Origin of the sequence: Archangium lansingense, from assembly GCF_026626635.1 — a bacterium.
Taxonomy (GTDB): Bacteria; Myxococcota; Myxococcia; order Myxococcales; family Myxococcaceae; genus Archangium; species Archangium lansingense.
In genome coordinates, this window is the sequence record NZ_JAPNKA010000001.1 from 3,325,062 (window position 1) to 3,351,201 (window position 26,140).

Here is a 26,140-nt window from a genome sequence, read left to right on the forward strand (position 1 = left end):
GGTATGCCCCCCTTGCCAGGAACCCCAGCGCTAGCCCCCTGGCATGCCCCCCCTTGGAGTCGCCGACCGTGTCCACCTCCGCCCCCATTCCCGTCCCCGGATTGGAGCAGCTACTGCCCCTGACCACGCCCATGGATACGTGCCGCGGCATGTTCTTCAACGGTGCGTTCGAGGCGGTGCGCGCGTTGGGAGGCGAAGTGGCTCGGGCGAGGTGCCATGCGGCCGCAGGGGGGAAGCAGTACGTCGACTTCTTCAGCTACCCGGTGGCGGACTTCCTCAAGGTCATCTTCATCGCCGCGGAGCTGCTCGGTCCGACTCATGAAGGGCGGGGCCGGGTCCTGCGCCAGCTTGGGCGCCGGGCCACGGCGGACTTCCTCCACTCCACCGTGGGCAAGACGATGATGGCGCTGGCCGGGACGGATCCACATCGGCTGCTCGCGAGCTTTCCCAGTGCCTACCGGGCCTCGCTGAGCTACGGCGACCGCTCCGTGGAGCGGCTCGGGGAGAAGCAGGCGCGGCTGATGGCACGCCGGGACTTTTTGCCCCTGGAGTACAACGAAGGCGTCCTCATCGCGGCGATGGAGCAGTCAACGGCCAGGGACTCGGTGGTGCAGGGGCGCAGGCTGGCACCGCTGGACGTTGACTACGACATCCGCTGGCTGTGAGGGGGCCGACATATTTCCTCCAGTCCACCCGTTGGGTGGAGAGGGAGCCGCGGCCCGAGGGAGCAAAGAGGACGCCATGGGTGTGAAGCTGCTGCTGGCAGGCTGGTACGGAGGCGAGGGGCTCTTCTCGGCGCCGGAAGCGCCCTGGCCCTGGCTGCGGCGGGTGGAGCGCTGGGTGAGGGATGCGGCGGAGGAGCTGCTGGAGAGCTCGCGCACGGTGGAGGGCCCTCGGGGCCCCATTTTGTTCCTGCGCCTGCACCCGGCCGCCGAGGAGGTGGCCATCGTGGCCGCCGGGCAGGGGCGAGTGGTCGTCCTGGCCAATACCTCCATGGTGGGACCGGGCTATCACCGCTACCTGTGCGATCTGCTCCATGCCCTGGGGGACGCCTTCCATGTGGACTGGGCGGATCCGGCCCTCACCCTTGCCGGAGTGGGAGACCCCACGGGTTATTTCCATACGGGAGATCCAAGCGACATCGCCCCGCACATGCTCGCCTGGCTGGGGACGATGGCTGGCCGGGTGCTGGACTTCCGGAGACATGGGCACTCGGGGGCCACGCTCTCGCTGCGTGCCGGGCATGGCTTCGAGCACCCCGGAGCGCTGCTGACGCCCATGGGCCCGCGAGACGAGGCGTGGCTGCGCGCCGTGCAGGAGGATCCGCTGTGCGGCCGGGACATCTTCCCGTGGTGGGAGCCCGGCCAGGGCGCCGCGACGAAGCTGGGCCGGGCGCTCAGCCGCATCTGGACGGAGATGGTGTGGCGCCCGCCCTTGCTCGAGGAGGAGCGTCACCTCTTCCGCGACGTGGCCCGGTTGTTGGAGTCCGCGTGGCGGGAGGAGCCGGAGCTTTCCTATCCGTGGCGCGAGTGGCAGCAGGTGCTGGGCTATCTCGGCATTGGCGGCACGCTGGCGGAAGAGGTCTCCCGTCGCGCCGCCGCGGCGCCCTCGGGTCCGCTCATCGGCTACCGGCGTGGCGCCGTGCAGGTGACACTCCCCGAGGGCTGGGAGATTCGCATTCCTGGCTCGCTCGCCGAGCAGCGGCTGGCGGATGGGAGCTGGGTGGCGCGAGACCACCGCCGCAGCGTGCGCTTCGTGCCGCTGCAGGACGACGTGCAGGGCATTGCCCCGGGTCCCGAGCAGTCACTGCCGTACGAGTTCCAGCACCAGGGAGAGCGGGTGAGTGGACGGGCCACGCTGCACGTGGAGCCGGGGGATTGTCGGCTCACCGCGCTGTGCGAGGCCGGCGCGCACCGGGCGCTGTGTGTCGTCAGCTTCGACGACCCGGACGAGCAGGACTGGGCGCTGGGCACCTGGCGCTCGCTGGACCACGCCGCGGCGGCGTGACGGCTCTTTTTTCATGGTCCCGGTGACAGCTTCTGGCCGGCGCGGTGTTTCAGCGTCCAAAGGCCGGCGTCACCGGTCAGAACGCCTGGGAGTCAGACCATGAAGCGCAATGCTCGCGGACCGTGGATGGGGATGTCGTTGCTGGTGGTGGCCTTGAGCGGCTGCTGGCTCGGGCCGCAGGTGCAGGGCAGTGGCAACCTGGTACAGGAGGAGCGGCAGCTTCCCGGGTTCGTGTCGCTCGAGGTGAATGACGGCATCGAGGCCACGGTGGTGGTGGACCCGAACCAGCCGCAGAAGGTGCGTTTGGTGGGGGATGACAACCTGGTGAAGCTGCTGCGCACGGAGCCGTTGGGCTCGAGCGGGCTTCGCGTCTACTTCAGCCAGGAAGAGGTGTTGGGCTGGAACTCGCGCAATCCCCTGCGTGTGGAGGTGACGGTGCCGAGCCTGGAGGCCCTCTCGGGCTCCGGAGGTGGCAAGGTGGAGGTGAGTGGTGACGTCAGCCCCGCGTCCTTCTCGCTCGAGGTGAGCGGAGGTGGCACGGTGAAGATGTCCGGTCTCGACACCGAGTCCTTCTCGATGGAGGTGAGCGGAGGGTCCGACGTGACGCTGGCGGGCAGCGCCACCCGGGTGGAGAGCGACATGTCGGGAGGGAGCAACCTGCGGGCGCGTTCGCTCACCTCGCGGGATGCCACGCTCACCTCCAGTGGTGGAGGCACCACGGAGCTGCGGGTCTCGGAGTCGCTGCGCGTCTCGGCCTCTGGAGGGAGCGAGGTGCGCATCATCGGCCGGCCCACGGTGCTGAAGGAGGAGCTCAGCGGCGGCTCGACGCTCGACTTCGAGTAGCCGCTGGAGGCGTCCTCAAGGCGTGAGGGGGGCTCCGACCAGGTCCGGGTATTTCGCCGAGGTCGCGATGGGCCCCTCGTGCTGGAGGAGCTCGCGGGCGGCATCCTGGAAGGCGCGCTCATTGGGAGCCTTTGGCTGCCGCTTCATGGGAGGCATGGGCGAGGTGGGCCGTGGGGCTCGGGTGGGAATGGGCCCGAGGGCCGGTGTATTGGCGATGGCCTCGGACAGGCTCTGGATTCCCTGCGCTCGGCGGTTGTTGACGGAGGCCGAGTAGTCCTCCGGGCCCGAGCCGAACTTCTCCGCGAGCAGCTGCAGGATGGACGTGTGGTCGAGGTTGCCGTGGAAGGCCTTTCCCGGTTGGACCCAGGGGGACACGAGCAGCCCGGGGACTCGAGGGCCAGTCGTCTTGAAGCCTTCCGTGAAGTTCGCTCCCGGCGGTGGGGGATTGTCGATGAGCAGTGGCGGCACGTGGTCGAAGAAGCCGCCGTGCTCGTCGTAGGTGTGGATGAACAGGGTGTGGGCCCACTTCTTCGGGTTGCTCGTGAGCGCCGAGTACACCTGATGCAGGAGTGCCTCACCGTGGTCGACACGGGCGAGCGGATGGTTGCAGTTGGGCGGTGCGCTCGACCAGAAGAAGTCGAAGTAGCGCGGCTCGAGGAAGATGACCTGCGGCGCCTGGTCTGGATCCTCTCTGAGCATGTCGACCGCGAACTCGCTGAAGGGGCGGTACTTGTCTCCCACCAACTCGTGGAACCGGCCGAACAGCAGGAAGAAGGGAGGCCCGTCATGGTAGACGCGCCACCGGACGCCGTGCTGGTTCAGCCAGTCGAAGACGTGCTCGCGGTGCGGGATGAGGCGGGAGCCGGTGTCCTCGATCAGCGTGGTGCCGGTGAAGGCCATGCAGCGGTTGGGCTGGGTGTCCGAGGGCAGGGGCGTGAACCAGCGGTCGCACGCGCAGTACTCCCGAGCCAGGAAGGACGTCATCCAGGCCCCGCGTGAATCGAAGTAGCCCATGGGGGGCGGGTGCTCGGCCTGGTGCTGGGTGTACTGGAAATAGGCATCGGCGAAGCCCGACATGCGGAACTTCTTGCCGCTGGGGCTCCGAGCCATCTGGACGTTCACCAGGTGGCGGCTGTGCGGTGGATCCCGGATGACCGAGGCCTCGTCCCCGATGAGGAAGGGCCGGTAGACGCGGTTCTGGAAGACGTTGGCGTAGCGCGGATTGGTGTCGGGGTTGCGCAGCCCGTCCACGTCTGTCTGGGGATTCTCCAGCGACAGGTGCCCGAGCATGTGATCGAAGGACCTGTTCTCCAGCATCAGGAGCACAATCGTCCGGATTCCATCGAGCGTGGCCATGGTTTCACCTCGGGCAGGAGAGCTGGAGTTTGATGATCAGCCGGCCATCCACCGACTCGAGCGCGTCCTCGCAGCTCTCGCCCTCGTCGAGCGGGACGCGCAGCCGCCAGAGTCCCTGGGCCGGCTGTCCTTCGAAGCCCGGTGCGGTGGCTCCCTCGGCCACGGACTCGGACGCCTCGCCCTTGCGGATGACCAGTGTGCGCACGTTCATGTTCAGCACCTGCCCGATGCGCACGTTGGGCGAGATGTGGCTGTCGTCGAGCTGGAAGGAGGACTCCAGGGCACCTGTCTGGGTCGAGCACGTGAAGCGACCCTGGCCCTCGGCATCGACGATGCCGTACTCGAGGTCCTTCGGAGGGGAGAGCACCTCGCTCTCGGTCATCTCCTTGCGCAGTCCGAAGACACGGGAGACCTCGATGCGGAAGGTGGTGGGCCCGCTGATGGTGACCGTCTGCTTGCCTGTGCCGCCCTTCCTGCCGAGCTTCGCTACCTCGGGAGTGGACTCGAGGTGGACGGGCCCGTTCGTCTCCCAGTGCAGGGTGACCTCGTCGCCAGGGCAGGCTACCGGGGGCGATGTGGTGAAGCGGTGGATGTGAGGTTTGGGACAGCCGCTCAGCAGGGTCGCGAACAGGATGCTCACCAGGAGCCCCAGCGGGCGGCCCCGAAGCCCGCTCCAAGGGCCCTGTCTCGATGTCACGCTCATACCTCCCCCGTGCCCAGGTTCCGCGATGGGCGGCTGGCGCGCCCCCAAGCGAGGGCGCCCCAGGAGGATGAAGGACGGCGCCCCAGTTGTGACGTGTTACCGGCCGCGACTCTCCTGTACCTGACAGCAGAGGGGGCAGGCGCCCTGGGTGCACGCCGTGAAAAGTTGTCCAACAGTTGGACACCTTTTCAGCGAACGCGCCCGGGAGCCGGAGCCTATTGGATGGTGTAGGCCACCGTGCCGCTGCAACTGCGGTTGGAGGCGCAGCCGGCGCGGAGTTGGTACAGGCCTCCCGCGCCTGCCGGGACGGTGTAGCTCAGGTACGAGAGCGAGCCGCACGCATTGTCGTTGGCGCGCACCAGGGTACCGGTGGAGGTGTAGAGCCGCAGGTACGTGTCACCGCTGCCGGAGGCGCCCGCCACGGTGCAGGTGCCGAGCTTGATTGTCTGTCCTTCGGCAGCCACGACGTTCCGGTTGGTGGTGTTGCGGGTGGCGTTGTTGGTGTTGCTGGCGGTGTATGTGAAGGCTCCCGTGCTGGGTCCGGGCGGCGGGGTGCTGGCGGTGATCTTCCACACCACGGTGCCGTCACAGCTGCTGCTGGAGTAGCAGCCGGCGCGGACCTGGTAGGTGCCGCCCTTGCCCGTGGGTACGGTGTACTTGAAGTAGGACGAGTGGCCGCCGCAGGCATCGTCGTTGGCAGCGGCCAGGAGGCCCGAGCCGTCGAACAGCCGCAGGTAGGTGTCACCATTGGCGGTGGCGCCGGTGAGGTTGCAGGTGCCCACCTCCACCACGTCACCCGCGTTGAAGGTGAGGCTCTTGTTCACCGTGTTCTGCTGAGCGCTGTTGGTGTTGGTGGCGTTGTAGGTGAAGGACTCGGCTGGCGGCGGGGGAGGCGGAGGCGGTGGGGGAGGGGGCTCGCCGTTGGCGCCCCACGGGTCCGGGCACGTGTCGCTGCGGAGGGCGCACGGCGGCAGACTGCTGCCCAGGTGGGTGATGACCGCCTGGATGGGCACGCCCCGGTTGGGGCATTGGGCGCAGTGGTGCAGCGACACCACCTGGTGGTCCGCGTAGCCAATCACCGGCGAGCCCGAGGAGCCGCCCTGGGTGTCCGCGTAGTAGCCGATGTCACTGGGACCGCCGCTCTGGCAGGCCAGCTCGTTGAGGCTGTACACCTCGGCGTAGCCGGAGGCGTCGGGCGTGGCGGTGGAGGTGACGGCTATCTTCTTGCCGTAGGCCGCCGGGTGCTGGGGGACGTAGATGCGCTCGTCCACCACCGCGCTCGTGGCGCGCAGCTGGAGGAAACCGTAGGTGCTGGTGGGGTTGGTGGGTAGCTGCAGCAGCGTGTAGTCCCGCGGGGCGTCCGTCTTCACCAGCGTGGCGCTGGTGGCCACCACCGTGCCCGGGCAGGCGCCCCACGAGGCACAGCTGGTGGCGCAGGTGGCGCCCTCGGCCATGAACTCGTAGGTGGTGTTCTGCGCGTCCGTGGCCGTGCTGATGCAGTGGTTGTTCGTCAGCAGGTGGCCCTGGTTGCCCACGAGCCAGCCGGTGCACGCGTTGGTGCCGTTGATGAGCAGGCGCGCCACGGCCCGGCCGTGGTTGTAGATTTGCGGCTCGCTGCCCTCGTAGCACCGCGCCCAACCAGAGTCGTCCACGCCGCACAGGGACTCGGTCTGGACCCCTCGAGTGCCCGACTCCTGGGCGCTGTAGCCGCGCGCGTACCTGTCGATGCGATAGCCGTACTTGTTGAGCACGCCCCGGCGATTCACCGTCGGACTGTGCAGCTCGATGAGGGCGGTGTCTCCCGGAATGGGGACGCCCCAGAAGCCATCGCGTGCGCCTGGGTGGGAGTTGTCGTAGCGCCAGGAGCGCGAGCCGTCCGGGGAGCGGATGATGACGTAGTCCCCCTCCTCTAGCTCGAGCATGGCGAAGTGCGGGGCGATGTATGTGGCCCCGGAGTGGTGGAGCGTGTCGGTATGGAGCGCTCCGTTGGCGGCGCGCTGCTCCACCGCTGCATACGGGTGCGGTGACTCGAGGCGGCGCACCACCTCCTCGCCCACCTTCTGGAGGCTCTGTGAGGCGGGAGAGGCTTCGCACACCGGCCCGCGCTCACGTGCCGGAGCCCACGGGGTGACGCCGAGCGCGAGGCTCACGGCAAGACATGCCAGGGAGTTCATGGGGGACCTCGGTACGGGCGGGGAGTCGGCTGGAAGGTAGGAATGCGCGGGCAGGCGTCCAGCCCTCTCAGGTGTGCAGGGAGTTCGTGGCTGCACGGATGTCCCCTGGATGGTCCTAAAGTGGGCGCCACGATGCCGGACGCGTCCACGTTGGCCGATTGGGGACTGCCGGGGCTCTTCCTCGTGGCGATGGTGGCCGGCTCGGTGCTGCCGGCGCCCTCCGAGGCGGTGCTCGCCGCGCTCGTCTATGGCGGGGTGCCCCCGGCTCCGGCCGTGGGGGTGGCCACCGTGGGCAACGTGCTTGGGGCCGTCACCATCTATGTCCTGGGTCGCTGGGTGGCGCGCGGAGGCGGTGGCCCGCTGGGACGTTGGGTGCAGCGCCGCCGTGCCCGCGAGGGTCCCCGCCTGGCGCGGGCCCAGGCGCGGCTGGCCACCTGGGGCGCCCCGGTGCTCGTCCTCGCCTGGGTTCCCGTGGTGGGAGATGTCTTCGTGCTCGCCGCCGGCCTCGTGGGCGTGCGCTGGGGGCCCTTCGTCGGCTTCGTCACTGTGGGCAAGGGGCTGCGCTACCTCTTTGTCGCCCTGTCCGCCGTAGCGGCTTCTCCCACTGGAATTTCACCGTGAGACTGCGATGATGGGGCCCGCCTTTCCCCTCAGAGCCCGCATGTGGCGGGCAGGAAGTGTTTCCGATGCGACAGTCCCACCTCTCCTCGAAGCGAGCGGGCCTCGGCCCCTGGCTGCTGGTCCCGCTGCTCTCCCTGGTTCTCGCCGCCTGCGGAGAGGGCACTTCCGTGGACCCGCAGAGGGTGCCCGAGGAGGAGCTGTCCACCAGCCGGTCCTCGCTCGGTGAGTTCCGGCTGCGCCTGATGGCCGCCAACATCTCCAGCGGCAACAACCAGAGCTATGACCCGGGTCACGGCATCCGCATCTTCCAGGGCACGAAGCCGGACGTGGTGGCGATCCAGGAGTTCAACTACGGGAACAACTCGGACACCGCCATCCGGAGCTTCGTGGATACGGCCTTCGGGACGGGCTTCTACTACTACCGGGAGACGGGGGCGCAGATTCCCAACGGCATCATCAGCCGCTGGCCCATCATCAGCGCGGGCGAGTGGACCGACCCGAAGGTCGGCAACCGTGACTTCGCCTGGGCGCGCATCGACATCCCCGGCCCCAAGGACCTCTGGGTGGTGAGCGTGCACCTGCTCACCTCGGGAAGTGGCGTCCGCAACGAAGAGGCCGTCAGCCTGGTGCAGCGCATCAAGGACAACATCCCCACGGGGGACTACCTGTCCATCGGTGGTGACTTCAACACCGACTCCCGCACCGAGAGCGCCTTTGGCACCTTCAGCCAGGTGGTGACCACCAGCGCCCCGTACCCGGCGGACAAGAACGGCAACGTCAACACCAACGCCGGCCGCTCCAAGCCGTACGACCACGTGCTGGTGGACTCGGATCTGCTCGCCTACCAGACGGCCACCGTTATTGGCTCCAGCTCGTTCAGCGGGGGCCTGGTGGTGGACACGCGCGTGTACTCGCCCATCTCGGAGATTTCTCCCGCGCAGTCGAGTGACAGCGGCTCCACCAACATGCAGCACATGGGCATCATCAAGGACTTCCTCCTCCCCGGGGACGATGGGACGACGCCCGTGGGGAGCGTGACGGTGGGGTCTCCCAATGGTGGGGAGAGCTGGGCGGCCGGCAGCAGCCAGGCCATCACGTGGACGGCGACCAACATCACCAACGTGAAGCTCGAGTACACGCTGAACGGGAGCACCTGGAACGTCATCTCCGCCAGCACGCCGGCCTCCGCGGGCACCTACACCTGGGTGGTGCCGGGCAGCGCGACCACGGCGGCGAGGGTGCGGGTGAGCGACGCGGCGAACACGTCCATCACCGATTCCAGCAACGCGGCCTTCACCATTACGACCACCCCCACGCCGGACCCCACGAACGCCATCACCCAGGAGACAGAGTCCAACAACACCGCCGCGACTGCCAGCGGGCGCGTGGGCGCGGGCACCAGTGTGAGTGGGAGCCTCTCCACCAGCACGGACGTGGACTGGTTCAAGTTCACGGTGACCACGCCGGGCACCGTCACGGTGAAGCTCACCATGCCGGGTGGCGCGGACCTGGACTGGTACCTGTACACCGAGTCCGACCTGAACTTCTTCGCGGCGCGCGGCTACACCACGAGCAACCCCGAGGTGGCCAGCTACAACGCCCCCTCCGCGGGCACGTACTACGTGAAGGTGGTGGGCTACGCGGGCACGATGAGCAGCTACTCGCTCCTCGTGACGGGGGCCGGCGTCCAGCCGTAGTCCCCCGCGGTGCGTCGAGGGCTCCCGGGCGCGTATCGGCACCGGGAGTACGGGAGATTGGCCCTCCCTCACCGGAGGGTCAGTGGTGCCCCTCCACCAGGTGCTCATCCGTGTGCCCAGCGGGTTCGAATTCCTCGCCCTCCGCCACGGTGGGCTTGTTCTGCGGAGGCGTGGAGGGGTCTCCGGGGCGGTAGCTGGGCCGGCCGTAGTCGCGCTCGTAGATGCGCAGCACGGCGAGGAAGAGGGCCACGATGAGCGGCCCCAGCAGCAGGCCGATGGCGCCGAAGACGGCCAGGCCTCCGAGCAGCGAGAAGAAGACGATGGCGCCGTGCATGTGCATGCCGCGCTTGGCCAGCAGCGGCTTGACGACGTTGTCGGAGAGCCCCACCACGACGACGCCCCAGACGGCCAGCACGATGGCGGCCACGGGGTGCCCGGTGGCCAGCAGCAGCAGGGCAGCGGCCACGCACACCACGGCGGCTCCGACCGCGGGGATGAGGGCGAAGAAGAACGTCACCGCCGCGAAGAAGATGGGAACCGGCACCCGGGTGATGATGTAGCCCACCAGGGCCGCTACCGCCTGCACGCCCGCGGTGAGGATGCTGGAGATCAGCACCGACTTGGTGACGCGGCGGAACTCCATCAGCAGCTCCGTCGTCTGACCGCGCTTGAGGGGGGACACGCTCTCCAGCCACGCGACGAGTTGCTTGCCCTGCACCAGCAGGAAGTAGAACGCGATGAGCATCATCACGATCTGGAAGATCACCGTGCCGGTGGTTATCACCACTCCACCCACCGTCTGGGCCGCGGTGGCGCCCCGGGCACTTACCTGCTCCTGCAGGGTCTGCCACAGTCCGGCGCTCTGCTCCTGGAAGCGATCCAACATCCTCCCGGCGGGCTCCTTCAGCGGGCCGGGGACGTAGGTCAGCAGTCCCTCCAGGCCTCGCCTCTCCACGATGTCGGCGATGAAGTTCACCCCCTTGACGATCTCGGAGACCAGGAAGGCCGTGAGGCTGGCGAGGGGGGCGAGCAGGGCCACGATGACGCCCACAGTGATGAGGCCGGCCGAGATCCCGCTCTTCCCGCGCAGGTGCCGCGTCAGCCACCGGTGCAGGCCGTACAAGGCCCCGGCGAGCACCGCGGCCAGGAAGAAGGCCTCGAAGAAGGGGGAGAAGACCCATAACACCAGGGCGATGGATAGCAGGATGAGCCCGATGAGGACTCTCCGGGCGCCTTGTTCAGTGGCCATGGCCGGACGATGGGGGCGCTCCCCGGTGACCGGTAGGGGTGGGGGCCGCCCGGCTGGCGGCTTTCGGACGCCGCTCGCCTCTTGGGGAAGCAGGCAGGCCGGGTAGAGTGCGCCCATGCCGTCTCTCGACTCGAACCTCTTCCCCCTCTGGCTCGCCCAGACGCTGTGCGTCCTCTTCCTCGCCATCACCTTCCTCCAGTCCGGTCTGGACAAGGTCATCGACTGGAAGGGCAATCTGGGGTGGCTCACCGGACACTTCTCCAAGACCCCCCTGCGCGGGGTGGTGGCCCCCATGTTGGCCTCCCTCACCCTGTTGGAGCTGGCCGCCGGCGCGGCGAGTGCGGCCGGGGTAGTGGTGCTGGTGCTCTCCGGCAGCACCCGGGTGGCCCTGTGGGGTGCGGCCCTCTCCGGGCTGTCCTTCGTGGCCCTCTTCTTCGGCCAGCGCATGGCCAAGGACTACGCGGGGGCCTCGGGCCTGGTGCCGTATTTCCTCGTCAGCATCGTGGCCCTCCTGGTCCTGCGGGGCTGAACCGTCTGGCGCCGGGCACCCCCGGCCCACTCAAGTCGGGTTCCCACGGGCGCGAGCCGTAGTAGGCTGGCCCCCCCGGCCCTCTCGCATCGGGGGGGACCGGAGGAGGCCCATGGAACGCCTGCGCTTCTTCCTGAATGACAAGCCCGTCGAGGAGACGGGGCTCTCTCCCACCACCACGCTGCTGCGCTACCTGCGCGACCGCGTGCACCTCACCGGCACCAAGGAGGGTTGTGCCGAGGGCGACTGCGGGGCCTGCACCGTCGTCGTGCTGGAGCAGGACAGCCAGGGGACACCTGCGCTGCGCTCGGTGAACTCGTGCCTGGTGCTGCTGCCCATGGTGCAGGGCAAGCGCGTCTACACGGTGGAGGCCCTCAAGGAGGGCGGCAAGTACCACGTCGTCCAGGAGACGCTGGCGCGCGAGCTGGGCTCCCAGTGCGGCTACTGTACCCCGGGCATCACCATGGCCATGCTGGAGGCCTGTCACCGCCGGGACATGGACGAGCCCTGGAAGCTGGACGCGCAGATGTGCGGCAACCTCTGCCGCTGCACTGGCTACCGGCCCATCCGCGAGGCCGCGGGTCAGGTGGCCGGTCTGCGCCCCCAGGACCGTTTCGCCCGCGCGCTCGCGGAGACGCGGCCCGAGCCCATGGCGCTGGCCTATGAGGCCGGTGCCCAGCGCTTCTTCACCCCCGGCTCGCTGGACGCCCTCTGGGACGTGCTGGACAAGCACCCGGACGCGCGCTTCGTGATGGGGGGGACGGACCTGTCGCTGGAGGTGACGAAGCGCTACGCGGAGCCTCCGCTGCTGGTCTCGCTGGAGGCCCTGCCCGAGCTGCACGTGCTGGAGCCTCGCGCCGGAGGGCACCGCCTGGGCGCTACCGCCTGGCTGACGGACCTGGAGGACTACGCGCGCGTCGCATGCCGGCCCCTGGAGCGGATGCTGCGCTACTTCGGCTCGCGGCAGATCAAGAACCGCGCGACGCTGGGCGGCAACCTGTGCACCGCTTCGCCCATTGGAGACATGGCGCCGGTACTGATCTCCCTGGGGGCCGAGGCAGTGCTGCGCTCGCGGGCGGGAGAGCGGCGGATGCCGCTGGAGGACTTCTTCCAGGGCTACCGGCGTACGGCGCTCGGGCGCGGGGAGGTGCTGGCCTGCGTGGACGTGCCGGCGCAGCCGGAGGGCGCGCGGGCCACTGCGTACAAGGTGTCCAAGCGGCGCGAGCTGGACATCAGCGCTGTGTCCGCGGGCTTCCGGGTGGTGGTGGACGGTGAGGGGAAGGTGACCGAGGCGCGGTTGGCCTACGGAGGCATGGCGGCGACGCCCGCGCGGGCCCGGCGCACGGAGGCCGCGCTGGTGGGCCAGCCCTGGACGGAGGCCACGCTCGAGGCGGCCGTGGCCCGGCTGGACGAGGACTTCAAGCCCCTGTCTGACCATCGGGGTTCGGCCTGGTACCGCGCGCAGGTGGCGAAGAACCTGCTGCGCGGCTTCTTCCACGAGACGCTCTCCACGCCGGTGCCCCGGCTCGCGGAGGGCCACTCGGCCACGGTGCAGGTGAGGTGACCCGGATGAGCACGCTTCCTTTTTCTCCTGACGCCGCCCGCGGCCAGCAGTCCGAGCCGACCCCCACGCCCTTGCACGCCCCGGCCCCGCACGAGAGTGGCCTGAAGCACACCAGTGGCGAGGCCCTCTATGTGGACGACCTGCCCTCGCCGCCGGGGATGTTGGCCGGGCACCTCGTCACCTCGCCGCACGCGCATGCCCGGATTCTTCGCAGGGATGCCTCGCGCGCCCGGGCCCTCCCCGGCGTCCACGCCGTGCTCTTCGCCGAGGACATCCCCGGGGAGAACCAGGTGGGCCCCGTCATCCACGACGAGCCCCTGATGGCCGAAGACGAGGTGCACTTCCAGGGGCAGACGGTGGCGGTGGTGCTGGCGGAGAACGCCGCCCTGGCTCGCCGTGCCGCCGCGTTGGTGGAGGTGGAGTACGAGTCGCTGCCCGCGCTCCTGACCCTGAAGGCGGCGGTAGAGGCCGGTGCCTTCCTCACGACCCCGCACAGCATTGGCCGGGGAGAGCCGGACGCCGCGCTCGCCGCCGCGCCCGTGCGCCTGTCCGGCGAGTGCATGACGGGTGCCCAGGACCACTTCTACCTGGAGACGCAGGCGTCGCTGGCGGTGCCCGGTGAGGACGGCGCGGTGCACCTGTGGAGCTCTACCCAGCACCCCTCGGAGGTGCAGGCCATCGTCGCCCACGTGTTGGGGACGGGGCGGCACCAGGTGGTGGTGGAGGTGCCGCGCATGGGAGGCGGCTTCGGCGGCAAGGAGACGCAGGCCGCGCCCTTCGCGGCCCTGGCGGCCCTGGGCGCACGCGTCACCGGTCGGCCAGTGAAGGTGTGGCTCAACCGTGACCAGGACATGGCCTTCACGGGTAAGCGCCATCCCTTCTGGGCCCGCTATTCGGCCGGGCTCGATCCCTCGGGACGGCTGCTCGCGCTCGAGGTCGAGCTGTTCTCGGACGGTGGATGGAGCACGGACCTGTCGCACGCCATCCTGGACCGGGCGCTCTTCCACCTGGACAACGCGTACTTCGTCCCGGCCCTGCGGTTTACCGGCCGGGTGGCCCGCACGAACCTGCCCTCCAACACGGCCTTCCGCGGCTTCGGCGGGCCCCAGGGCATGTTCGTGATGGAGGAGGTGCTCAACCGCGCCGCCGAGCTGCTCGGGTTGGACCCCGCCGTGGTGCGCGAGCGCAACTACTACGGCGAGGCCCCCCACAACCTCACCCATTACGGACAGGCCGTGGAGGGCAACCGCCTGCCGCGCATCCACACGGAGCTGATGGCCTCCAGCAACTACGCCCGCCGCCGCGCGGAGATAGAGGCCTTCAACGCCAGCTCACGGTGGACGAAGCGGGGCATCGGCTTCCAGCCGGTGAAGTTCGGCATCTCCTTCACCACGAGCTTCCTCAACCAGGCCGGGGCCCTGGTGGTCGTGTACACGGACGGCAGCGTGCAGCTCAATCACGGTGGCACCGAGATGGGGCAGGGGCTGCACACCAAGATGCGGGCCGTTTGTGCCCATGAGCTGGGCGTCCCCACCGAGCGCGTCCGGGTGATGAACACCGCTACGGACAAGGTGCCCAACACCTCGGCCACGGCGGCCTCCAGTGGCTCGGACCTCAACGGCATGGCGGTGAAGCAGGCCTGCGAGGTGATCCGCGAGCGGCTGCGCCCGGTGGCCGGCCGTCTCTTGCAGCTCGAGCGGGGCGGCGAGCTGGACTCGATTGCCTTCGCCGGGGGCCGAGTCTTCCTGCCCGCTCGCCCCGAGCGCTCGGTGACCTTCGCCGAGGTGGTGCACGCCGCGTATCTGGCGCAGGTGTCGCTGTCGGCCACGGGCTACTACCGCACGCCGGACATCTCGTATGACCGGGTGGCCGGGCGCGGCAAGCCCTTCCACTACTACGCCTTCGGAGCCGCCGTGGTGGAGGTGGAGGTGAGTGGCCTCACCGGCGAGCACCGCGTGCGCCGCGTGGACATCCTCCACGACGTGGGCACCTCGCTGGTTCCGAGCATCGACCGGGGCCAGGTGGAGGGCGCCTTCATCCAGGGCGTGGGGTGGCTCACGTGCGAGGAGGTGCTGTTCGACGCGAAGGGACGGCTCGTCACGCACTCGCCGGACACGTACAAGATTCCGGCGGTGGGGGACGCGCCCGAGGACTTCCGCGTCGCCCTGCTGGAGCGCGCGCCGCAGGACAGCTCCATCCATGGCAGCAAGGCGGTGGGTGAGCCCCCGTTCATGCTGGCCATCGGAGCGGTGACGGCGCTGCGGCATGCGGTCGCCGCCTTCGGGCCGCCGCGCACCCCGGTGGATCTGGCCTCTCCCGCGACCCCGGAGGCGATTCTCCGCGCGGTGGAGATGGCGCGGGCCGCGGGAGCGAGTCCGAACGGCCCGGCCTGAAGCGCGGAGCTGGAGCGCTCGGCCCTCGACGCCGGGCGCTCAGGACATTCCGCGCGCCAGCGCCAGCGGCCGTAGCCACCAGCCTCCCGGCTTCACACGCTCGCGCCGTTCCTGGGCCGCGGTGAGATTCCGGCCCAGTACCTCGAAGAGCGCGTGCACTCCGCGCACGGCGAGCCGGGCCTCTTTGGCGAGCGCCTCGCGGGAGCGCTCGTCCAGGCGCAGCTGGTCGAGCGTGTCGAGCAGGTGCGCCCGGTAGGACGCTCCGTCGAGGTGGGTGGCATAGCGGAGGAAGACCGTTCCCTCCTTGCCGCGCAACCCGAGCGCACGGGCAATCCCGGCACCGCCCTGGCTGGCTCCGGGCAGGTCCGTGGCGTAGAGCACCCAGGCATGCGCGGCGAGTAAGGCAGGGGCTTCATCGCAGAGCAGACCGAGCCGCTCCACCTGCGCCACCGTGTCTTGTCGAGGTGCGCTCGAATACCAGCTTGGGCCGAGCAGGGTGCGCAGATCGTCCTGCAGCAGCTCGTTGCGCCACAGCTCAGGCAAGCAGAGTGGACCCACCGCTGGATGCTGGCGGTTCCACATGAGGGCCCACTCCAGCTCCGCGTAGAGGGCCTGGAGGTTGGCCAGCAGCCGCATGTAGTGCGTCCGGTCCAGCTCCCCCCGCGCGAGCCGCTGAGCGAAGGGAGTGCTGAGCGCGGCGCGCACCTCATGGGCGGTGGCCTGCCGCAGCAGCTCCGTCAATGTGTTCACTGCTTCCACCCCCCCGTGGTCGCCGGCTCGGGGTGGGTCTCGGGCGCCGGGGAGAGTGCCCGGAGCGCGTCTCCCAACGTGTGCCACATCCCGTGCAGCGTTCCCTCGTCCATGCGGATCGTCATCGGCCCGAGGCTCAGATGGATGTGTCCGCACGAGCAGCGCGCCACCTCCGCGCTGGGACTGCGGGCCAGGATGGTGCGGCAGCAGGGGGGCGTTGGCATGTGGAAGCTCCTCGGCGCTTCAGGGATTGTTGAAATTGATTCTGATTTTCGTTTTCAAAATGAAGATGCCAGACGGCGGGGGAGCGGTCAAGCGTGGGGCGGTGCGGTGTTCGACAGCGGACCCTGGGGGTGGGGGGCTCAGCGCACCGTGCGCGGCTGGACGAGGGCGTTGGCGAACAGGAGGCCGGCCACGAGGGCCACGGCCACCATGAGCATGGAGAAGGCGGTGTCCACGCCGGCGAGCACATCGCGGGCGAGCAGGGACTCCATGCTGCGGAAGCCGATGCTGCCGGGCACGAGCACCATGATGGCGGGCACGAGGGTGATGTCAGCGGGGCGGTTGCGCAGGCGGGCGAGCAGGTTGGTGACGAGCCCCACGATGAGCGCTCCGACGAACGCGCCGAGCTGGGTGCCCAGCACCTGGGAGCCCAGGCGCGAGCCTACGTAGGCCAGGGTGCCAGTGACTGCGATTCCTCCCCAATCCTGGGGGCGGGCGCGGAAGAGGACGCTCACGCCGAACAGCATCGACGCGAGGGCGAGTGGCTCCGTCCAGCCGGGGAGCGCGGGCACAGGGCCGAGCTTCGCGGGAAGGGGGAACCACTCCGCGAGCCGGGTGCCCAGCGCCACGCCAAAGCCGAGCTCGAGGAACACGAGCGCCGCGCCGGTGAGCCGTGACGTGCCGGAGATGAGGTTGCGCGTGGCGAGCTCGTTGAGGGCCACCGTCAGGCTGAGGCCGGGCAGCAGCACGATGAGGCCCGCCAGGGTGACGATCTGCACGGACAGCGGCCCCACGAGGCTCGCGGCGATGACGGCCAGGGCCGAGGAGAGGATGGCGGCCACCGGCTCCAGCACCCACATGGTGGAGGACTGTCGGCGCGTCCATAGATCCAACCCGCCGATGAGGAGGCTGATCAACGCGGCCACGCCCATCTCGCGGGGGCCGCCACCGAAGAGGCGCGCACCACCCACCGCGGCCAGGGCCCAGCACAACAGGAGCAGGGGACTGCCGTGACGAGGAGGCTCGGCGAGGATGGACTCCACGCGCTCGGCGCCCTCTTCGGGAGAGAGGTCACCCCGGATGACGGCGCTCGCGAGCGCATCGAGGCGTGCGAGGCGACCGAGGTCCATCTCTCCGGGCTCCACGCGGATGAGGGAGGTCTGCAGGGCCTCGGGGGGACCGAAGGACGCGAAGATGGAGGTGGGGGTGGAGAAGAATCGGGCCTCCAGGCCCAGCCGTTGGGACACCAAGCGCATCTGCTCCTCCAGCCGGTGGGCGGGAGTGCCATAGCGGTGCAGCGCCTGTCCGAGCCGCAGCGTGAACGACACCGCGGGGACGGGAGGCGGCGACTGGAGCGCGACGAGCTGTTCTGCCGGGAGCACGCCGCGCACATGGCAGAGGCCCTCGGGGGAGTCAAACGAAGCCTTCGTCACTCTCACTGCCCGCCCGCTCCGTTGCTTCGTCTACGCAGGAGACCCGCCGTCTCTTCTAGGAGCCGTGCTTCGGGGTAGCGGACGCCTGGGCTCCCTTGGGCGCCGGACTGGCGAGCAGCTTGCAGAACGCCCGGAGAGCAGGCGAGGGCAGTTGAAGTTTCTCCAATAGTTGGTATTTCTCCAATGAGTGATGTGACAGGTCACCTTCGGGCGGGTGACGCGAAAAAGCTGATCAGATCCATCCTGGAAGGCGGATGGGTCTTTTTCAGCAGACATGCTGAAGACGAGATGCGGAAGGATGAGCTCTCGCGCCGGGACGTGGAGAACGTGCTTCGCGGAGGCGTGGTGCGTGAACCCGAGTGGGAGAATGGGAGCTGGCGGTATCACGTCGAGACATCGAAGATTCGCGTCATCATCGCCTTTCGTGACGAGAACACGCTCGTTGTAGTGACCGCCATGCGGAGGAACCGGTGAACAGCAACTGTCTTGCGTGCGGCACGCCCATGAAGGGGACCCGGGAGAACGTCAAGGACGAGCTCATCGGTCTGGATGGCGTCACCTTGAAAGGGGTCATGGTCTACCGGTGTCTCAAGTGCGGCGAGCGTCAGCTGGGCATCTATAAGATTGCGGAGATGCACCGTCAGCTGGCGATGGCGGTTGCCCGACGCCGGGAAAAGCTCGGTCCGAAGGAGATCCGCTTCCTCCGGAAGTATCTGGGCCTCTCCAGCAAGGACTTCGCGGACAAGATGGGCGTCGACAAGACGACCGTTTCCAAGTGGGAGCGCGTCGATGCTCCGGCGCCCATGGGACAGCCCGCGGAGAGGCTTTTGCGTCTCATGGTGATGGTGGACCGGCCTGTCGAAGAATACCCGCTCGAGGAGACCGGGCTCGTCGAGGCCAGGCCGATCCGGATGGTTCTCGAAGAAGGCAAGGGTTCTCAGGCGTGGCGAATCGTTCCTTCTTGACGAACGCGCCACTTCACCGTGCTCTTACGACCCATGAGTGACACCGCGCAGGGATTCATCGTGTTGGGAGCGGTCCGTACCAAGGTGCAGCGCTGGCTTGGCTCCCGCCAGTTGCCGGCCTTCCTCACCGCCGGTCCGGGCAAGGCGCTGCGGCTGTGGCCCCGCGTCGAGGGCGAGGCCGCCGAGGAGGCCGCCACGGCCCTCTCCGGCGAGCTCCCCAAGAGCCGCGTCTTCGTCTTCTCCATCAGTCAGGACTCGCTGCGCGTCAGCGTCCACGTGGACGGCATCTGCCAGACTCGCGAGGAGGTGGCCCTGCGCATGCGCACCGCGAAGCAACTCTCCCAGGCTCATGCCGCCCTCCAGCGCGTGTCCACCGCCCTCGACTTCAAGGGACACCGGCCCACGCTCCTGCGTGACGGGGACAGCCGCCCCGGCTTCCTCGCGCTCGCCGGCGTGAAGGAGGACGACCTCTCCTCCCTGTCGCACGCGCAGCTCGCGGAAGCTCGCCAGCACCCGGATGCTCCAGAGGCCTCGCGCTTCCAGGACTTCACCTTCGTGGACGAGCAGGGAAAGGCCCATCCCTTCTTCGCCGGTACCCCGGGCCCGGAGTCCTGATCGTCATGCTGTTCACCACGCCCCTGCTCACACCCCGCCTGCTGCTGCGCGAGTTCGAGGAGGACGACTGGTGCTTCACCCACCCCTACGAGTCGGACCCCGAGGTGGTGCGCTACCAATCCCATGGTGTCCGCACTCCCGAGGAGAGCCGGGACTACATCCTCCGCGTCATGACCCAGGCGCGTGAGACGCCGCGGCACGTCTATGACCTGGCTGTGGTGCTGCGCGATGGTCACCGGCTCATCGGGCGTTGCGGCATTCGCATCACCGACCCCGAGCTGCGCGAGGCCTGCCTCTGGTACATCCTCGACCGCTCTCAGTGGGGCAGGGGCTACATCACCGAGGCGGCGCGGGCCCTCGTGGACTTCGGCTTCGGGACGCTCGGCTTGCACCGCATGTGGGCCGACTGTGACCCGCGCAACCCCGGCTCGTTCCGCGTGATGGAGAAGCTGGGCATGCGCAAGGAGGCCCACTTCCGCGAGAACGCCATCTACAAGGGCGAGTGGTGCGACTCCCTCATCTACGCCATGCTCGACCGTGAATGGCGGGCCCTCCCCACGGCTCCGGTGGGCGGATAGCGCAAGGCCGGCGAGGCGATTGCCGCCCCGTCCGGCCTCGTGCGCTCCGTGTCTCCGCGCCCAGTCTCTCTTCAGAGAGAGCCCGGCTCAGTGCACGGAGGTGTAGTCATCGAGCGGAGGCAGGGGCGGAATGGTGCCGCGCTCCCGCTCGCTCTCCGAGGAGGCCGAGGCCTGGAGCTCCTCCTCGCGGACGCTCTCGTCTCCGGTCTGACCCGAGAGCTTGCTCTCGAGCTGCTCGCCGAGCTCGGAGATGCGCTCCTTCACCTTGGCCTTGGCCGGCTCCATGAGCTGGCGCTCACGGTTGCTCACCGGGATGAAGCTGGCGAACAGCGCGCCAATGGCGAGGCCACCGATGGCCAGCAACACTGGGTTCTCGGAAACGGTGCTGTACCAGTCCGAGGCCTGGTGCCGCATCTGCCCCCGGTCCGGAATGTGCTCGCGAAGCCCATGGGCCTTGTCCATGGCCCGGTCCACCAGGCCGCTGGCGCGGTCCTTGAGTTCGGCGGCCTTGTCCTTCGCCATGTCCACCGCCTCCGAGGCACGCTCCTTCAGCTGGCTGCCTCCCACGTCGCTGCCCAGCGAGCCCCGCATATCGCCGGTGGGTCGCATCAAGCCACCATCCGGCGCGGGGACCAGAGAGGGGGTTTCCCGGTCATAATCGCCGTACATCCGGGTGTTCCAGTCCGACTGGTGACGCACGTCGAAGGCCTTCTTCATCAGCATCGAGCCCACGCCGGCGCCGATGATCGCTCCCAACATGCTCCAGCCCTTGGGCGTGTCTGCCCGTTCCTTCACCTCATAACCCTTGCGCATCACCGTCTCCTTGGCTTGTGCCTTGAGTTCGTCCACCTTCTCCGTCGCCCTGTCCTTGGCTTGCTCCTTGAGGTCCGACACCTTGTCCGCGGCAATCGCCTTGAGGTGCTCTGGCTCCATGCGCCGGGCCAGCTCATCGGCGAGCTCGCTCATGCGTGCCCGTGCATCTGAGATTTCACGGATTGGAACGTCCTGCTCGCCCATTGACTGTCCTCCTTCAAGGTTTGAATGGTCTGGTTGGGTGGGTGGATTTCCTTGATGCGCTTGATGCCGGCCATGGCGAGGCCTGCGCCAATAGCGAGGAAGGCCACCGTGACGATGAGCGTGGCGGCCCATAGCGGCATCACCAGGTCGAGCAGGACGCAGGCAAAGGCCGCGAAGGTGAGGGCGCCGATGAACAGCAGCAGGCCGCCCACGCCTACCATCACGCCGCCTGCCTTGACCTTCGTCACCTCCTGGCGCAGCTCGGTCTTCGCCAGGGCGATCTCCGCGCGGATGAGCCGCTTGCCCTGTTCGAAGAACTCGCCCAGCAGGGACCCTAAGTCGCGTCCCGACATGCCGTCACCAGGGACGGTGCGCTCCTCGTAGTCGAAGCCTCTTCGAGTGTCTGGATTACCGGGTTGCATCGTGGCCTCCCTAATCCTTCAGGATGCGGGCGGCGAGGAACCCCAGGGCAACGCAGCCGACGAAGAAGGGCGCGGGCTTCTCGCGGATGAACTGCTTCGCATCACGCACCAGCTCCTCGGTGCTGCCGTTCTCGATGCGATCCGAGAACTTGCGCACGTAGCCCACGGCGCCATCGAGCAGCTGCTGAGAGAAGCCGTCCGCGTTCTGCGAGGCGTTCTCCAGCGTGGAGACGAAGCCCTGGAGGTTCTTGATGAGCTCGCCTTTCCGGTCGTCAATCTGATGGTAGACGCGATCCCGGGTCACCCCGGTGACGCGCTTCACCTGCTCCTTGCCCTGGGTGGCGAAGCCGGTGTCTTGCTCCGTTGCGATGGATGGGCCGGTGCCGGTATAGCTGGAACCCTGGATTCCTCCTTGCGTCACGGTTGCCATGCGCTCTCCTCCGAGTAGGTTGGAATGAGGTGGGCCACCTACAGGAATGGCCCACGCATGTTTCAAGCTAGGCACGCCCAGGCAGGCGCCAGGAATGGGATGAAAATCGCTCGCGAAGCAGGCAGCGGAGGGCTGCACCTGGGCCTCGGGAATAGGAATGGGATGCGCGTGGACCAGAAGGGGATGGGCTGATGGCGAGGAAGCCGAAGACGCCGCGGTGGCTGGAAGCCGCGAGGCGGCGCCAGGAGCCGGTGCCGGAGGGGATCCGCGCGGACTGGCTGGCGCGGGCCTTGGGCCGTGCGGGGGTGATGCCCCGGGCCGAGGCGGAGCAGGCCATTCGTGAAGGACGGGTGGAGGTGGACGGGCGCGTGGAGCGAGAGCCCTTCGCGCCGGTGCACGCGGGCAGCGTGGTGCGGGTGGATGGAACGCCGCGCTCGCTAGAGGCGCGGACGCTGGCGCTGATGTTCCACAAGCCCGCGGAGGTGGTGGTGCATGGGAACGATCCCGAGGGCATTGGCACCGTCTTCGAGCGGCTGCGCGCGGTGCTGCCGCCGGAACTGCGAGGCCATGAGTGGTACGCGGTGGGGCGGCTGGACCGGGACACCACCGGCCTCTTGCTCTTCACCAATGAGGAGCGACTGGTGGCGCACGCGACCTCGCCAGAGACGCACGTGCCCAAGCGGTACGTGGCGGACGTCGCGGGGAGACCCTCGGAAGCGGCACTCCAGCGGCTGCACGAGGGCCTGCTGCTCGAGGATGGACCGACCAGGCCAGCGGGCGCCCGGCTGCTGGCCCCCGATCGGGTCGAGCTGGTGCTCACCGAGGGGCGACACCACCAGGTGAAGCGGATGCTGGCGGCGGTGGGGCACCCGGTGAGGACGCTGCACCGCGAGGCTGTGGGCGACCTCGTCCTCGACGTGCCGGAGGGGGCCTTTCGCCTGCTCACGGACGCCGAGGTGGAGCAGGGCCTCGGTTTCCCCTCTCCCTCTGGGAGAGGGCCAGGGTGAGGGTGGTGAACATCCGGCTCGACGTGGCCTATGGATTTCCCAGCCTGCCGCTCAGGGGCCCGACATGGGAGGGCCTCTTCCCGTCATGTCCCGGGAGGGGGTCTCCGGGCCCTGCGCGTCCCAGGCGGGTTCGAGTGGCAGCTCGACGGTGAAGAGGGCTCCGGTTCCCGGCTGGCTCTCGACATGGATGTCTCCCCCGAGCGCGCGGACGATGGCTCGCGAGATGTAGAGGCCCAGCCCCAATCCTCCGTACTGCCGGGTGGAGACTGCCCGCTCGAAACGTCCGAAGATGCGCTCGAGGTCCTTGGCTGCGATTCCGATGCCGTGGTCCCGGATGCTCCAGCGTGCCCTCCCCTCGGATGAGGCAACGTGGAACTCCACCGGCTTGCCCACGCCGTACTTCAGTGCGTTGGTGATGAGGTTGGTGAGGATCTGCTCCAGGCGCGTCCGGTCCCAGTGGCCGACGGTGGGCCCCTCGCTGGTGACGAGGAGTGGGCAGCCGGCGGCGGTGGCCTGCTCTGAGAACCGCTCGGCCAGCTCCCGGGTGAGCGCCTCCAGGTCCACCTCCTCCAATTGCAGGTGGAGCCGGCCAGCGGAGAGGCGTGAGACGTCGAGCAGGTCATTGACGAGTTGGGACAGACGCTTCACCTGTCCAAGCGCCTTGTCCACCTTCGGGAGCAGGAGGGTGGAGGAGTCTCCTTCGTGGGAGGGGGCCAACGCGCGCCGGATCGTCTGCAGGTGCAGGCGCAGGGGCGTGAGGGGCGTGTTCAGCTCGTGGGAAGCCACGGAGAGGAAGTCCTCGCGCAAGCGCACCGCCTCCAGGGACTGGTGGTAGAGCCGGGCATTGTCCATGGCGACCGAGGCTCGCCGGGCGAGCTCCTCGGCGAGCTCCAGCTCGAGCGGGCCGTACTGGAAACCTGGTGTGTCCGAGACCAGGAGCAGGGCCGCCAGCGTCTGCCCCCGTACGGTGACGGGGAGGGCGATGGCGGTCCTCGTGCCGAGCCGTTGCAGCAACTCCGTGTATGCCGCGCCGGACTTGCCAGTGTGGAGCAGCGCCTGGGTGGCCTCGTCCCCGAGGATTGGCCTGCCGGTGCTCAGCACGTGCGCGGTGGGCTGGAGCGTGTTCCCGCTGGGAGGGGGGTGCTTCGCCAGCTCGCGGAGCAGCTCCTGCCGGGCCGGGTCCTGGTGCACCTCGGCCACGCGGTGGATGAGGCCCTCGTCGTCCACCATGTCGATGACGCACCACTGGCCGAGCTGGGGAATGGCCAGCCGCGCCACGCGCTCCAGGGTGCTCTTCTCGTCGAGCAGCTCCGCCAGTTGCGTGCTGACGTCGATGAGGAAACGCTGGGCATCCTCGGCGCGCTGGCGCGCGGTGATGTCCACGAACGTCGCAACGGCGCCGATTCGCTGACCCCTCTGATGGATGGGGTAGGACCAGTACTCCACCGCCAGGCGCGTGCCGTCCTTGCGCCAGAGGAAATCCCGCTCGACGTGGTTCTTGGCATCGATGCGCAGCGCTTGGAGGATGGGGCACTCGCTTTCGGGGTAGGCCGAGCCATCCGCGTGGGCGTAGTGCCACGTCTCGTGCGCATTGAGCCCCAGCAGCTCTTGCGCGTCCGAATAGCCGAGCATCTGGGCGGCGGAGCGGTTGACCAGGGTGGTACGCCCGTCGAGGTCCAACCCGAAGATGCCCTCCGCGGCTGAGTCGAGCAACAACCGGACCTGGGACTCGCTCTCCTCGAGCTGGGTCAGGGTCGCGCGGAGCTGCTCGCCCATCTCGTCGAAAGCGCGTCCCACCAAGGCGAGCTCGTCGCTCCCGGAGAGCTCACTGCGTGCTTCCCAGTCGCGCACGGCGAAGCGGCGGGCGGTGGTGACCAGCCGGTCCACCCGGCGGGTGAGGGCGAAGTGGAAGAAGAGCCAGAGCATCCCCGCGAGCACCGCGAGCAGACCACTGCGCTGCACCACGGTCATCCGTACCTGATTGTGTGCCCGCGCCTTGAGGCTGGTGAGGTCCCGCTCGACGGTGAGCACCCAGACCGCCGAGGGGGTGAGGTGCTTGGGGCTTGGGGGGCTCATCACCGGGAACCAGGCCACGAGGGCCTGACGATCCGGGGTGACCTGGATGCTCGGGATGAGGTTCTCGCGGGTCTGGTGTGCTCGCTGCTTCGCTTCCCGGGTGAACAGCTCGGGGTAGAGCTCCCGGGCCTGCTTGCCTATCTCCGCGCGCCGGGTCGAGGCGAGCACCTTGCCGGCGTCGTCGAAGATCAGCGCAGACTTCACGTGCGTATCCGAACCGAGACTGGCCACCGACTCCCGGACCCGCTCGAGCTCGCTCAGCCGCAGGAGGAGCTCCAGGTGCTCCTGTTTCTCGTTCAGGAGCCGGGAGAGTTCATGGATGGAGTCCTCCTCCACACGGCGGGAGGCGAGGCTCGAGTTCTGCCGCAGGTCGAGGATGCCCAACGTGGCCGCGAAGAGCAGCAGCACCAGCGGGATGGAGATGCGCAGCGGAGGAAGCGGAGGAAGCGGAGGCAGCCTGGGCAGGTGTCCCGGACGCTCCCCGGTGCTGCTACGCCGGGGGCGCTTCATCATCGGCTCTCCTGGAGCGCCTCGAGAGGGCGCGCGTCCAGCATCTGCTCGGGTTGCACCGGCTCGCGCAGCAGCCCTTCCTCCAGCATGAATCGCTGGAGCTGCCGCGCCGATTCGACGAGGGGTGAGGAGGGTTTCCCCAGCAGGCTGAGATTCTCCTCCAGGGAGAGCATCCGCAGCTTGTCGAACATGGAGGCGAGCTCGGAGGGGCTCGTATCGAGGCGGGGGCTCATCCGGGCCAGGGCGTCGGCCGGGTGCTCCTCCAGATAGTGCCGGGCCTGGAGCCAGCCCTGGACCAGTTGCTCGACCTGCTCGGGGCTCTTCTCGAGGACGTCCTTGTTCACCACCAGCACGTCCACGATCTCCCCGGGGAGCTGACGGCTGTCGAAGATCGTGTGGGCTCCCGCGGCGCGCAGCTTGTCCACGAAGGGTTCATAGGTGACCACGGCATCCACCTGTCCGGATTCATAGCTGCGCAGTTGCTGGTCGACCGGTATCCGGACGACCTGGATGTCCGAGGGCTGGAGCCCCGCCATCTTCAGGGCCCGGCCGAGCACGTAGATGCTCACCACCATGTCTTCCACCGCGACCCGTTTGCCCCGGAGATCCTCGAGCCGCCGAACCCCCGGACGTGCGACGATGGCATCCGCGCCTTCCGAATAGTCGATGACGAGCACCACCCGTGGCTCGATGCCCTGTTGTTGGAGTTGGAGGGCGATGTCGAACGTGATGAATGCCGCATCGAGCATCCCGTTGCGGAACTCACGGCTGGCCTCGCCCAGGGTGGTGTACTCCACCAGGCGGATCGAGCCGTCGTCGATGTAGCCGAGGTCCCGCGCGAGGAAGATGGGCTCGCTACCTGGCCAGAGGATGGTGCCAACGCGCAGGGGCTCCTTCTCCTCGTGGGTGCAGGCCGGTATGGAGAGGAGCAGGATCAAACTGAACAGCCGGGCGAGGTTTTGCACGGGCTCTCTTCCTG

The 26,140-nt window shown here is 68.6% G+C and carries 25 protein-coding genes; 13 read left to right on the forward strand and 12 right to left on the reverse strand.

Going from position 1 to position 26,140, the window contains the following annotated elements:
• Positions 1-68: 68 nt before the first annotated feature.
• The 3 genes from OV287_RS13415 to OV287_RS13425 all read left to right on the forward strand — a co-directional run bounded on the left by OV287_RS13415 (position 69) and on the right by OV287_RS13425 (position 2,850).
• Positions 69-665 (forward strand): DUF2378 family protein, encoded by a 597-nt coding sequence (locus OV287_RS13415; protein WP_267534415.1) that lies wholly within the window; start codon positions 69-71, stop codon positions 663-665.
• A 76-nt stretch (positions 666-741) separates the two neighbouring features.
• The gene (locus OV287_RS13420) at positions 742-2,007 is read left to right on the forward strand and encodes a hypothetical protein (protein ID WP_267534416.1); all 1,266 of its coding nucleotides are present in this window, start codon (positions 742-744) and stop codon (positions 2,005-2,007) included.
• Positions 2,008-2,106: 99 nt separating this feature from the next.
• Positions 2,107-2,850 carry a head GIN domain-containing protein gene (locus OV287_RS13425; RefSeq protein ID WP_267534417.1) on the forward strand — a complete coding sequence of 248 codons (744 nt, stop codon included), beginning with the start codon at positions 2,107-2,109 and terminating at the stop codon, positions 2,848-2,850.
• Between the two features lie 15 nt (positions 2,851-2,865).
• On the opposite strand, the gene OV287_RS13430 is transcribed toward OV287_RS13425, so the two are convergent.
• From OV287_RS13430 to OV287_RS13440, 3 genes are all read right to left on the reverse strand, one after another.
• A complete protein-coding gene (locus OV287_RS13430; RefSeq protein ID WP_267534418.1) occupies positions 2,866-4,206 on the reverse strand; it encodes an alkaline phosphatase family protein in 1,341 nt (446 codons plus the stop codon).
• Between the two features lie 4 nt (positions 4,207-4,210).
• Positions 4,211-4,903, reverse strand: coding sequence for a hypothetical protein (locus OV287_RS13435; RefSeq protein ID WP_267534419.1), 693 nt, complete (start codon positions 4,901-4,903; stop codon positions 4,211-4,213).
• Positions 4,904-5,124: 221 nt separating this feature from the next.
• Positions 5,125-7,083, reverse strand: a complete 1,959-nt coding sequence (locus OV287_RS13440) for a trypsin-like serine peptidase (protein ID WP_267534420.1) — start codon at positions 7,081-7,083, stop codon at positions 5,125-5,127.
• A 132-nt stretch (positions 7,084-7,215) separates the two neighbouring features.
• On the opposite strand from OV287_RS13440, the gene OV287_RS13445 reads away from it, so the two are divergent.
• Both OV287_RS13445 and OV287_RS13450 read left to right on the forward strand, forming a co-directional pair.
• Entirely contained in the window at positions 7,216-7,704 is a 489-nt protein-coding gene (locus OV287_RS13445; protein ID WP_267534421.1) for a YqaA family protein, read from the forward strand.
• Between the two features lie 65 nt (positions 7,705-7,769).
• Positions 7,770-9,401: a pre-peptidase C-terminal domain-containing protein gene (locus tag OV287_RS13450; RefSeq protein WP_267534422.1), complete on the forward strand. Its 1,632-nt coding sequence runs from the start codon at positions 7,770-7,772 to the stop codon at positions 9,399-9,401.
• Between the two features lie 79 nt (positions 9,402-9,480).
• Here the strand turns inward: OV287_RS13450 and OV287_RS13455 are convergent, their stop codons facing one another.
• Entirely contained in the window at positions 9,481-10,650 is a 1,170-nt protein-coding gene (locus tag OV287_RS13455) for an AI-2E family transporter (RefSeq protein WP_267534423.1), read from the reverse strand.
• A 115-nt stretch (positions 10,651-10,765) separates the two neighbouring features.
• On the opposite strand from OV287_RS13455, the gene OV287_RS13460 reads away from it, so the two are divergent.
• From OV287_RS13460 to xdhB, 3 genes are all read left to right on the forward strand, one after another.
• The gene (locus OV287_RS13460; RefSeq protein ID WP_267534424.1) at positions 10,766-11,179 is read left to right on the forward strand and encodes a DoxX family protein; all 414 of its coding nucleotides are present in this window, start codon (positions 10,766-10,768) and stop codon (positions 11,177-11,179) included.
• A 112-nt stretch (positions 11,180-11,291) separates the two neighbouring features.
• Positions 11,292-12,743, forward strand: a complete 1,452-nt coding sequence (gene xdhA, locus OV287_RS13465) for a xanthine dehydrogenase small subunit (protein ID WP_267534425.1) — start codon at positions 11,292-11,294, stop codon at positions 12,741-12,743.
• A 5-nt stretch (positions 12,744-12,748) separates the two neighbouring features.
• Positions 12,749-15,136 (forward strand): xanthine dehydrogenase molybdopterin binding subunit, encoded by a 2,388-nt coding sequence (gene xdhB, locus OV287_RS13470; protein ID WP_267534426.1) that lies wholly within the window; start codon positions 12,749-12,751, stop codon positions 15,134-15,136.
• Positions 15,137-15,175: 39 nt separating this feature from the next.
• On the opposite strand, the gene OV287_RS13475 is transcribed toward xdhB, so the two are convergent.
• The 3 genes from OV287_RS13475 to OV287_RS13485 all read right to left on the reverse strand — a co-directional run bounded on the left by OV287_RS13475 (position 15,176) and on the right by OV287_RS13485 (position 17,541).
• The gene (locus OV287_RS13475; protein ID WP_267534427.1) at positions 15,176-15,886 is read right to left on the reverse strand and encodes a biliverdin-producing heme oxygenase; all 711 of its coding nucleotides are present in this window, start codon (positions 15,884-15,886) and stop codon (positions 15,176-15,178) included.
• Positions 15,883-16,110, reverse strand: a complete 228-nt coding sequence (locus tag OV287_RS13480) for a hypothetical protein (RefSeq protein WP_267534428.1) — start codon at positions 16,108-16,110, stop codon at positions 15,883-15,885. The genes OV287_RS13475 and OV287_RS13480 overlap by 4 nt, the downstream gene beginning before the upstream one ends.
• Positions 16,111-16,248: 138 nt before the next feature.
• A complete protein-coding gene (locus tag OV287_RS13485) occupies positions 16,249-17,541 on the reverse strand; it encodes a threonine/serine exporter family protein (protein WP_267534429.1) in 1,293 nt (430 codons plus the stop codon).
• Positions 17,542-17,724: 183 nt separating this feature from the next.
• Between OV287_RS13485 and OV287_RS13490 the strand changes: the two genes are divergently transcribed.
• From OV287_RS13490 to OV287_RS13505, 4 genes are read left to right on the forward strand one after another with little or no spacing between them, the layout of a single operon-like run.
• Positions 17,725-18,015 carry a DUF4258 domain-containing protein gene (locus tag OV287_RS13490; RefSeq protein WP_267534430.1) on the forward strand — a complete coding sequence of 97 codons (291 nt, stop codon included), beginning with the start codon at positions 17,725-17,727 and terminating at the stop codon, positions 18,013-18,015.
• On the forward strand, positions 18,012-18,506 hold the full coding sequence (locus OV287_RS13495) for a type II TA system antitoxin MqsA family protein (RefSeq protein WP_267534431.1): 495 nt from the start codon (positions 18,012-18,014) through the stop codon (positions 18,504-18,506). Before OV287_RS13490 ends, OV287_RS13495 begins: the two co-directional genes overlap by 4 nt.
• Positions 18,507-18,539: 33 nt before the next feature.
• Positions 18,540-19,121, forward strand: coding sequence for a hypothetical protein (locus OV287_RS13500; RefSeq protein WP_267534432.1), 582 nt, complete (start codon positions 18,540-18,542; stop codon positions 19,119-19,121).
• Between the two features lie 5 nt (positions 19,122-19,126).
• Positions 19,127-19,699 carry a GNAT family N-acetyltransferase gene (locus OV287_RS13505; protein WP_267534433.1) on the forward strand — a complete coding sequence of 191 codons (573 nt, stop codon included), beginning with the start codon at positions 19,127-19,129 and terminating at the stop codon, positions 19,697-19,699.
• Between the two features lie 87 nt (positions 19,700-19,786).
• Here OV287_RS13505 and OV287_RS13510 read toward each other — a convergent pair whose 3' ends face one another.
• Genes OV287_RS13510 through OV287_RS13520 form a run of 3 tightly spaced genes read right to left on the reverse strand, consistent with a single transcriptional unit; the run spans position 19,787 to position 21,568 of the window.
• Positions 19,787-20,665 carry a hypothetical protein gene (locus tag OV287_RS13510; RefSeq protein ID WP_267534434.1) on the reverse strand — a complete coding sequence of 293 codons (879 nt, stop codon included), beginning with the start codon at positions 20,663-20,665 and terminating at the stop codon, positions 19,787-19,789.
• Positions 20,662-21,138, reverse strand: coding sequence for a phage holin family protein (locus OV287_RS13515; RefSeq protein WP_267534435.1), 477 nt, complete (start codon positions 21,136-21,138; stop codon positions 20,662-20,664). Before OV287_RS13515 ends, OV287_RS13510 begins: the two co-directional genes overlap by 4 nt.
• Positions 21,139-21,148: 10 nt before the next feature.
• Entirely contained in the window at positions 21,149-21,568 is a 420-nt protein-coding gene (locus tag OV287_RS13520; protein ID WP_267534436.1) for a hypothetical protein, read from the reverse strand.
• Between the two features lie 191 nt (positions 21,569-21,759).
• Here OV287_RS13520 and OV287_RS13525 point away from each other — a divergent pair, with 191 nt between their 5' ends.
• The gene (locus OV287_RS13525) at positions 21,760-22,575 is read left to right on the forward strand and encodes a pseudouridine synthase (RefSeq protein ID WP_267534437.1); all 816 of its coding nucleotides are present in this window, start codon (positions 21,760-21,762) and stop codon (positions 22,573-22,575) included.
• Positions 22,576-22,626: 51 nt separating this feature from the next.
• On the opposite strand, the gene OV287_RS13530 is transcribed toward OV287_RS13525, so the two are convergent.
• Both OV287_RS13530 and OV287_RS13535 read right to left on the reverse strand, forming a co-directional pair.
• Positions 22,627-25,164 (reverse strand): ATP-binding protein, encoded by a 2,538-nt coding sequence (locus OV287_RS13530; protein ID WP_267534438.1) that lies wholly within the window; start codon positions 25,162-25,164, stop codon positions 22,627-22,629.
• Positions 25,161-26,126, reverse strand: coding sequence for an ABC transporter substrate-binding protein (locus OV287_RS13535; protein WP_267534439.1), 966 nt, complete (start codon positions 26,124-26,126; stop codon positions 25,161-25,163). The genes OV287_RS13530 and OV287_RS13535 overlap by 4 nt, the downstream gene beginning before the upstream one ends.
• Positions 26,127-26,140 lie beyond the last annotated feature (14 nt).

Bases quoted from the DNA above. Each gene is read 5' to 3' on its own strand.
- OV287_RS13420 (WP_267534416.1), top strand. From the start codon at position 742: ATGGGTGTGAAGCTGCTGCTGGCAGGCTGGTACGGAGGCGAGGGGCTC.
- OV287_RS13425 (WP_267534417.1), top strand. From the start codon at position 2,107: ATGAAGCGCAATGCTCGCGGACCGTGGATGGGGATGTCGTTGCTGGTG.
- OV287_RS13430 (WP_267534418.1), bottom strand. From the start codon at position 4,206: ATGGCCACGCTCGATGGAATCCGGACGATTGTGCTCCTGATGCTGGAG.
- OV287_RS13440 (WP_267534420.1), bottom strand. From the start codon at position 7,083: ATGAACTCCCTGGCATGTCTTGCCGTGAGCCTCGCGCTCGGCGTCACC.
- OV287_RS13445 (WP_267534421.1), top strand. From the start codon at position 7,216: ATGCCGGACGCGTCCACGTTGGCCGATTGGGGACTGCCGGGGCTCTTC.
- OV287_RS13450 (WP_267534422.1), top strand. From the start codon at position 7,770: ATGCGACAGTCCCACCTCTCCTCGAAGCGAGCGGGCCTCGGCCCCTGG.
- OV287_RS13455 (WP_267534423.1), bottom strand. From the start codon at position 10,650: ATGGCCACTGAACAAGGCGCCCGGAGAGTCCTCATCGGGCTCATCCTG.
- OV287_RS13460 (WP_267534424.1), top strand. From the start codon at position 10,766: ATGCCGTCTCTCGACTCGAACCTCTTCCCCCTCTGGCTCGCCCAGACG.
- xdhA (WP_267534425.1), top strand. From the start codon at position 11,292: ATGGAACGCCTGCGCTTCTTCCTGAATGACAAGCCCGTCGAGGAGACG.
- xdhB (WP_267534426.1), top strand. From the start codon at position 12,749: ATGAGCACGCTTCCTTTTTCTCCTGACGCCGCCCGCGGCCAGCAGTCC.
- OV287_RS13480 (WP_267534428.1), bottom strand. From the start codon at position 16,110: ATGCCAACGCCCCCCTGCTGCCGCACCATCCTGGCCCGCAGTCCCAGC.
- OV287_RS13490 (WP_267534430.1), top strand. From the start codon at position 17,725: ATGAGTGATGTGACAGGTCACCTTCGGGCGGGTGACGCGAAAAAGCTG.
- OV287_RS13500 (WP_267534432.1), top strand. From the start codon at position 18,540: ATGAGTGACACCGCGCAGGGATTCATCGTGTTGGGAGCGGTCCGTACC.
- OV287_RS13505 (WP_267534433.1), top strand. From the start codon at position 19,127: ATGCTGTTCACCACGCCCCTGCTCACACCCCGCCTGCTGCTGCGCGAG.
- OV287_RS13510 (WP_267534434.1), bottom strand. From the start codon at position 20,665: ATGAGCGAGCTCGCCGATGAGCTGGCCCGGCGCATGGAGCCAGAGCAC.
- OV287_RS13515 (WP_267534435.1), bottom strand. From the start codon at position 21,138: ATGCAACCCGGTAATCCAGACACTCGAAGAGGCTTCGACTACGAGGAG.
- OV287_RS13520 (WP_267534436.1), bottom strand. From the start codon at position 21,568: ATGGCAACCGTGACGCAAGGAGGAATCCAGGGTTCCAGCTATACCGGC.
- OV287_RS13525 (WP_267534437.1), top strand. From the start codon at position 21,760: ATGGCGAGGAAGCCGAAGACGCCGCGGTGGCTGGAAGCCGCGAGGCGG.
- OV287_RS13530 (WP_267534438.1), bottom strand. From the start codon at position 25,164: ATGATGAAGCGCCCCCGGCGTAGCAGCACCGGGGAGCGTCCGGGACAC.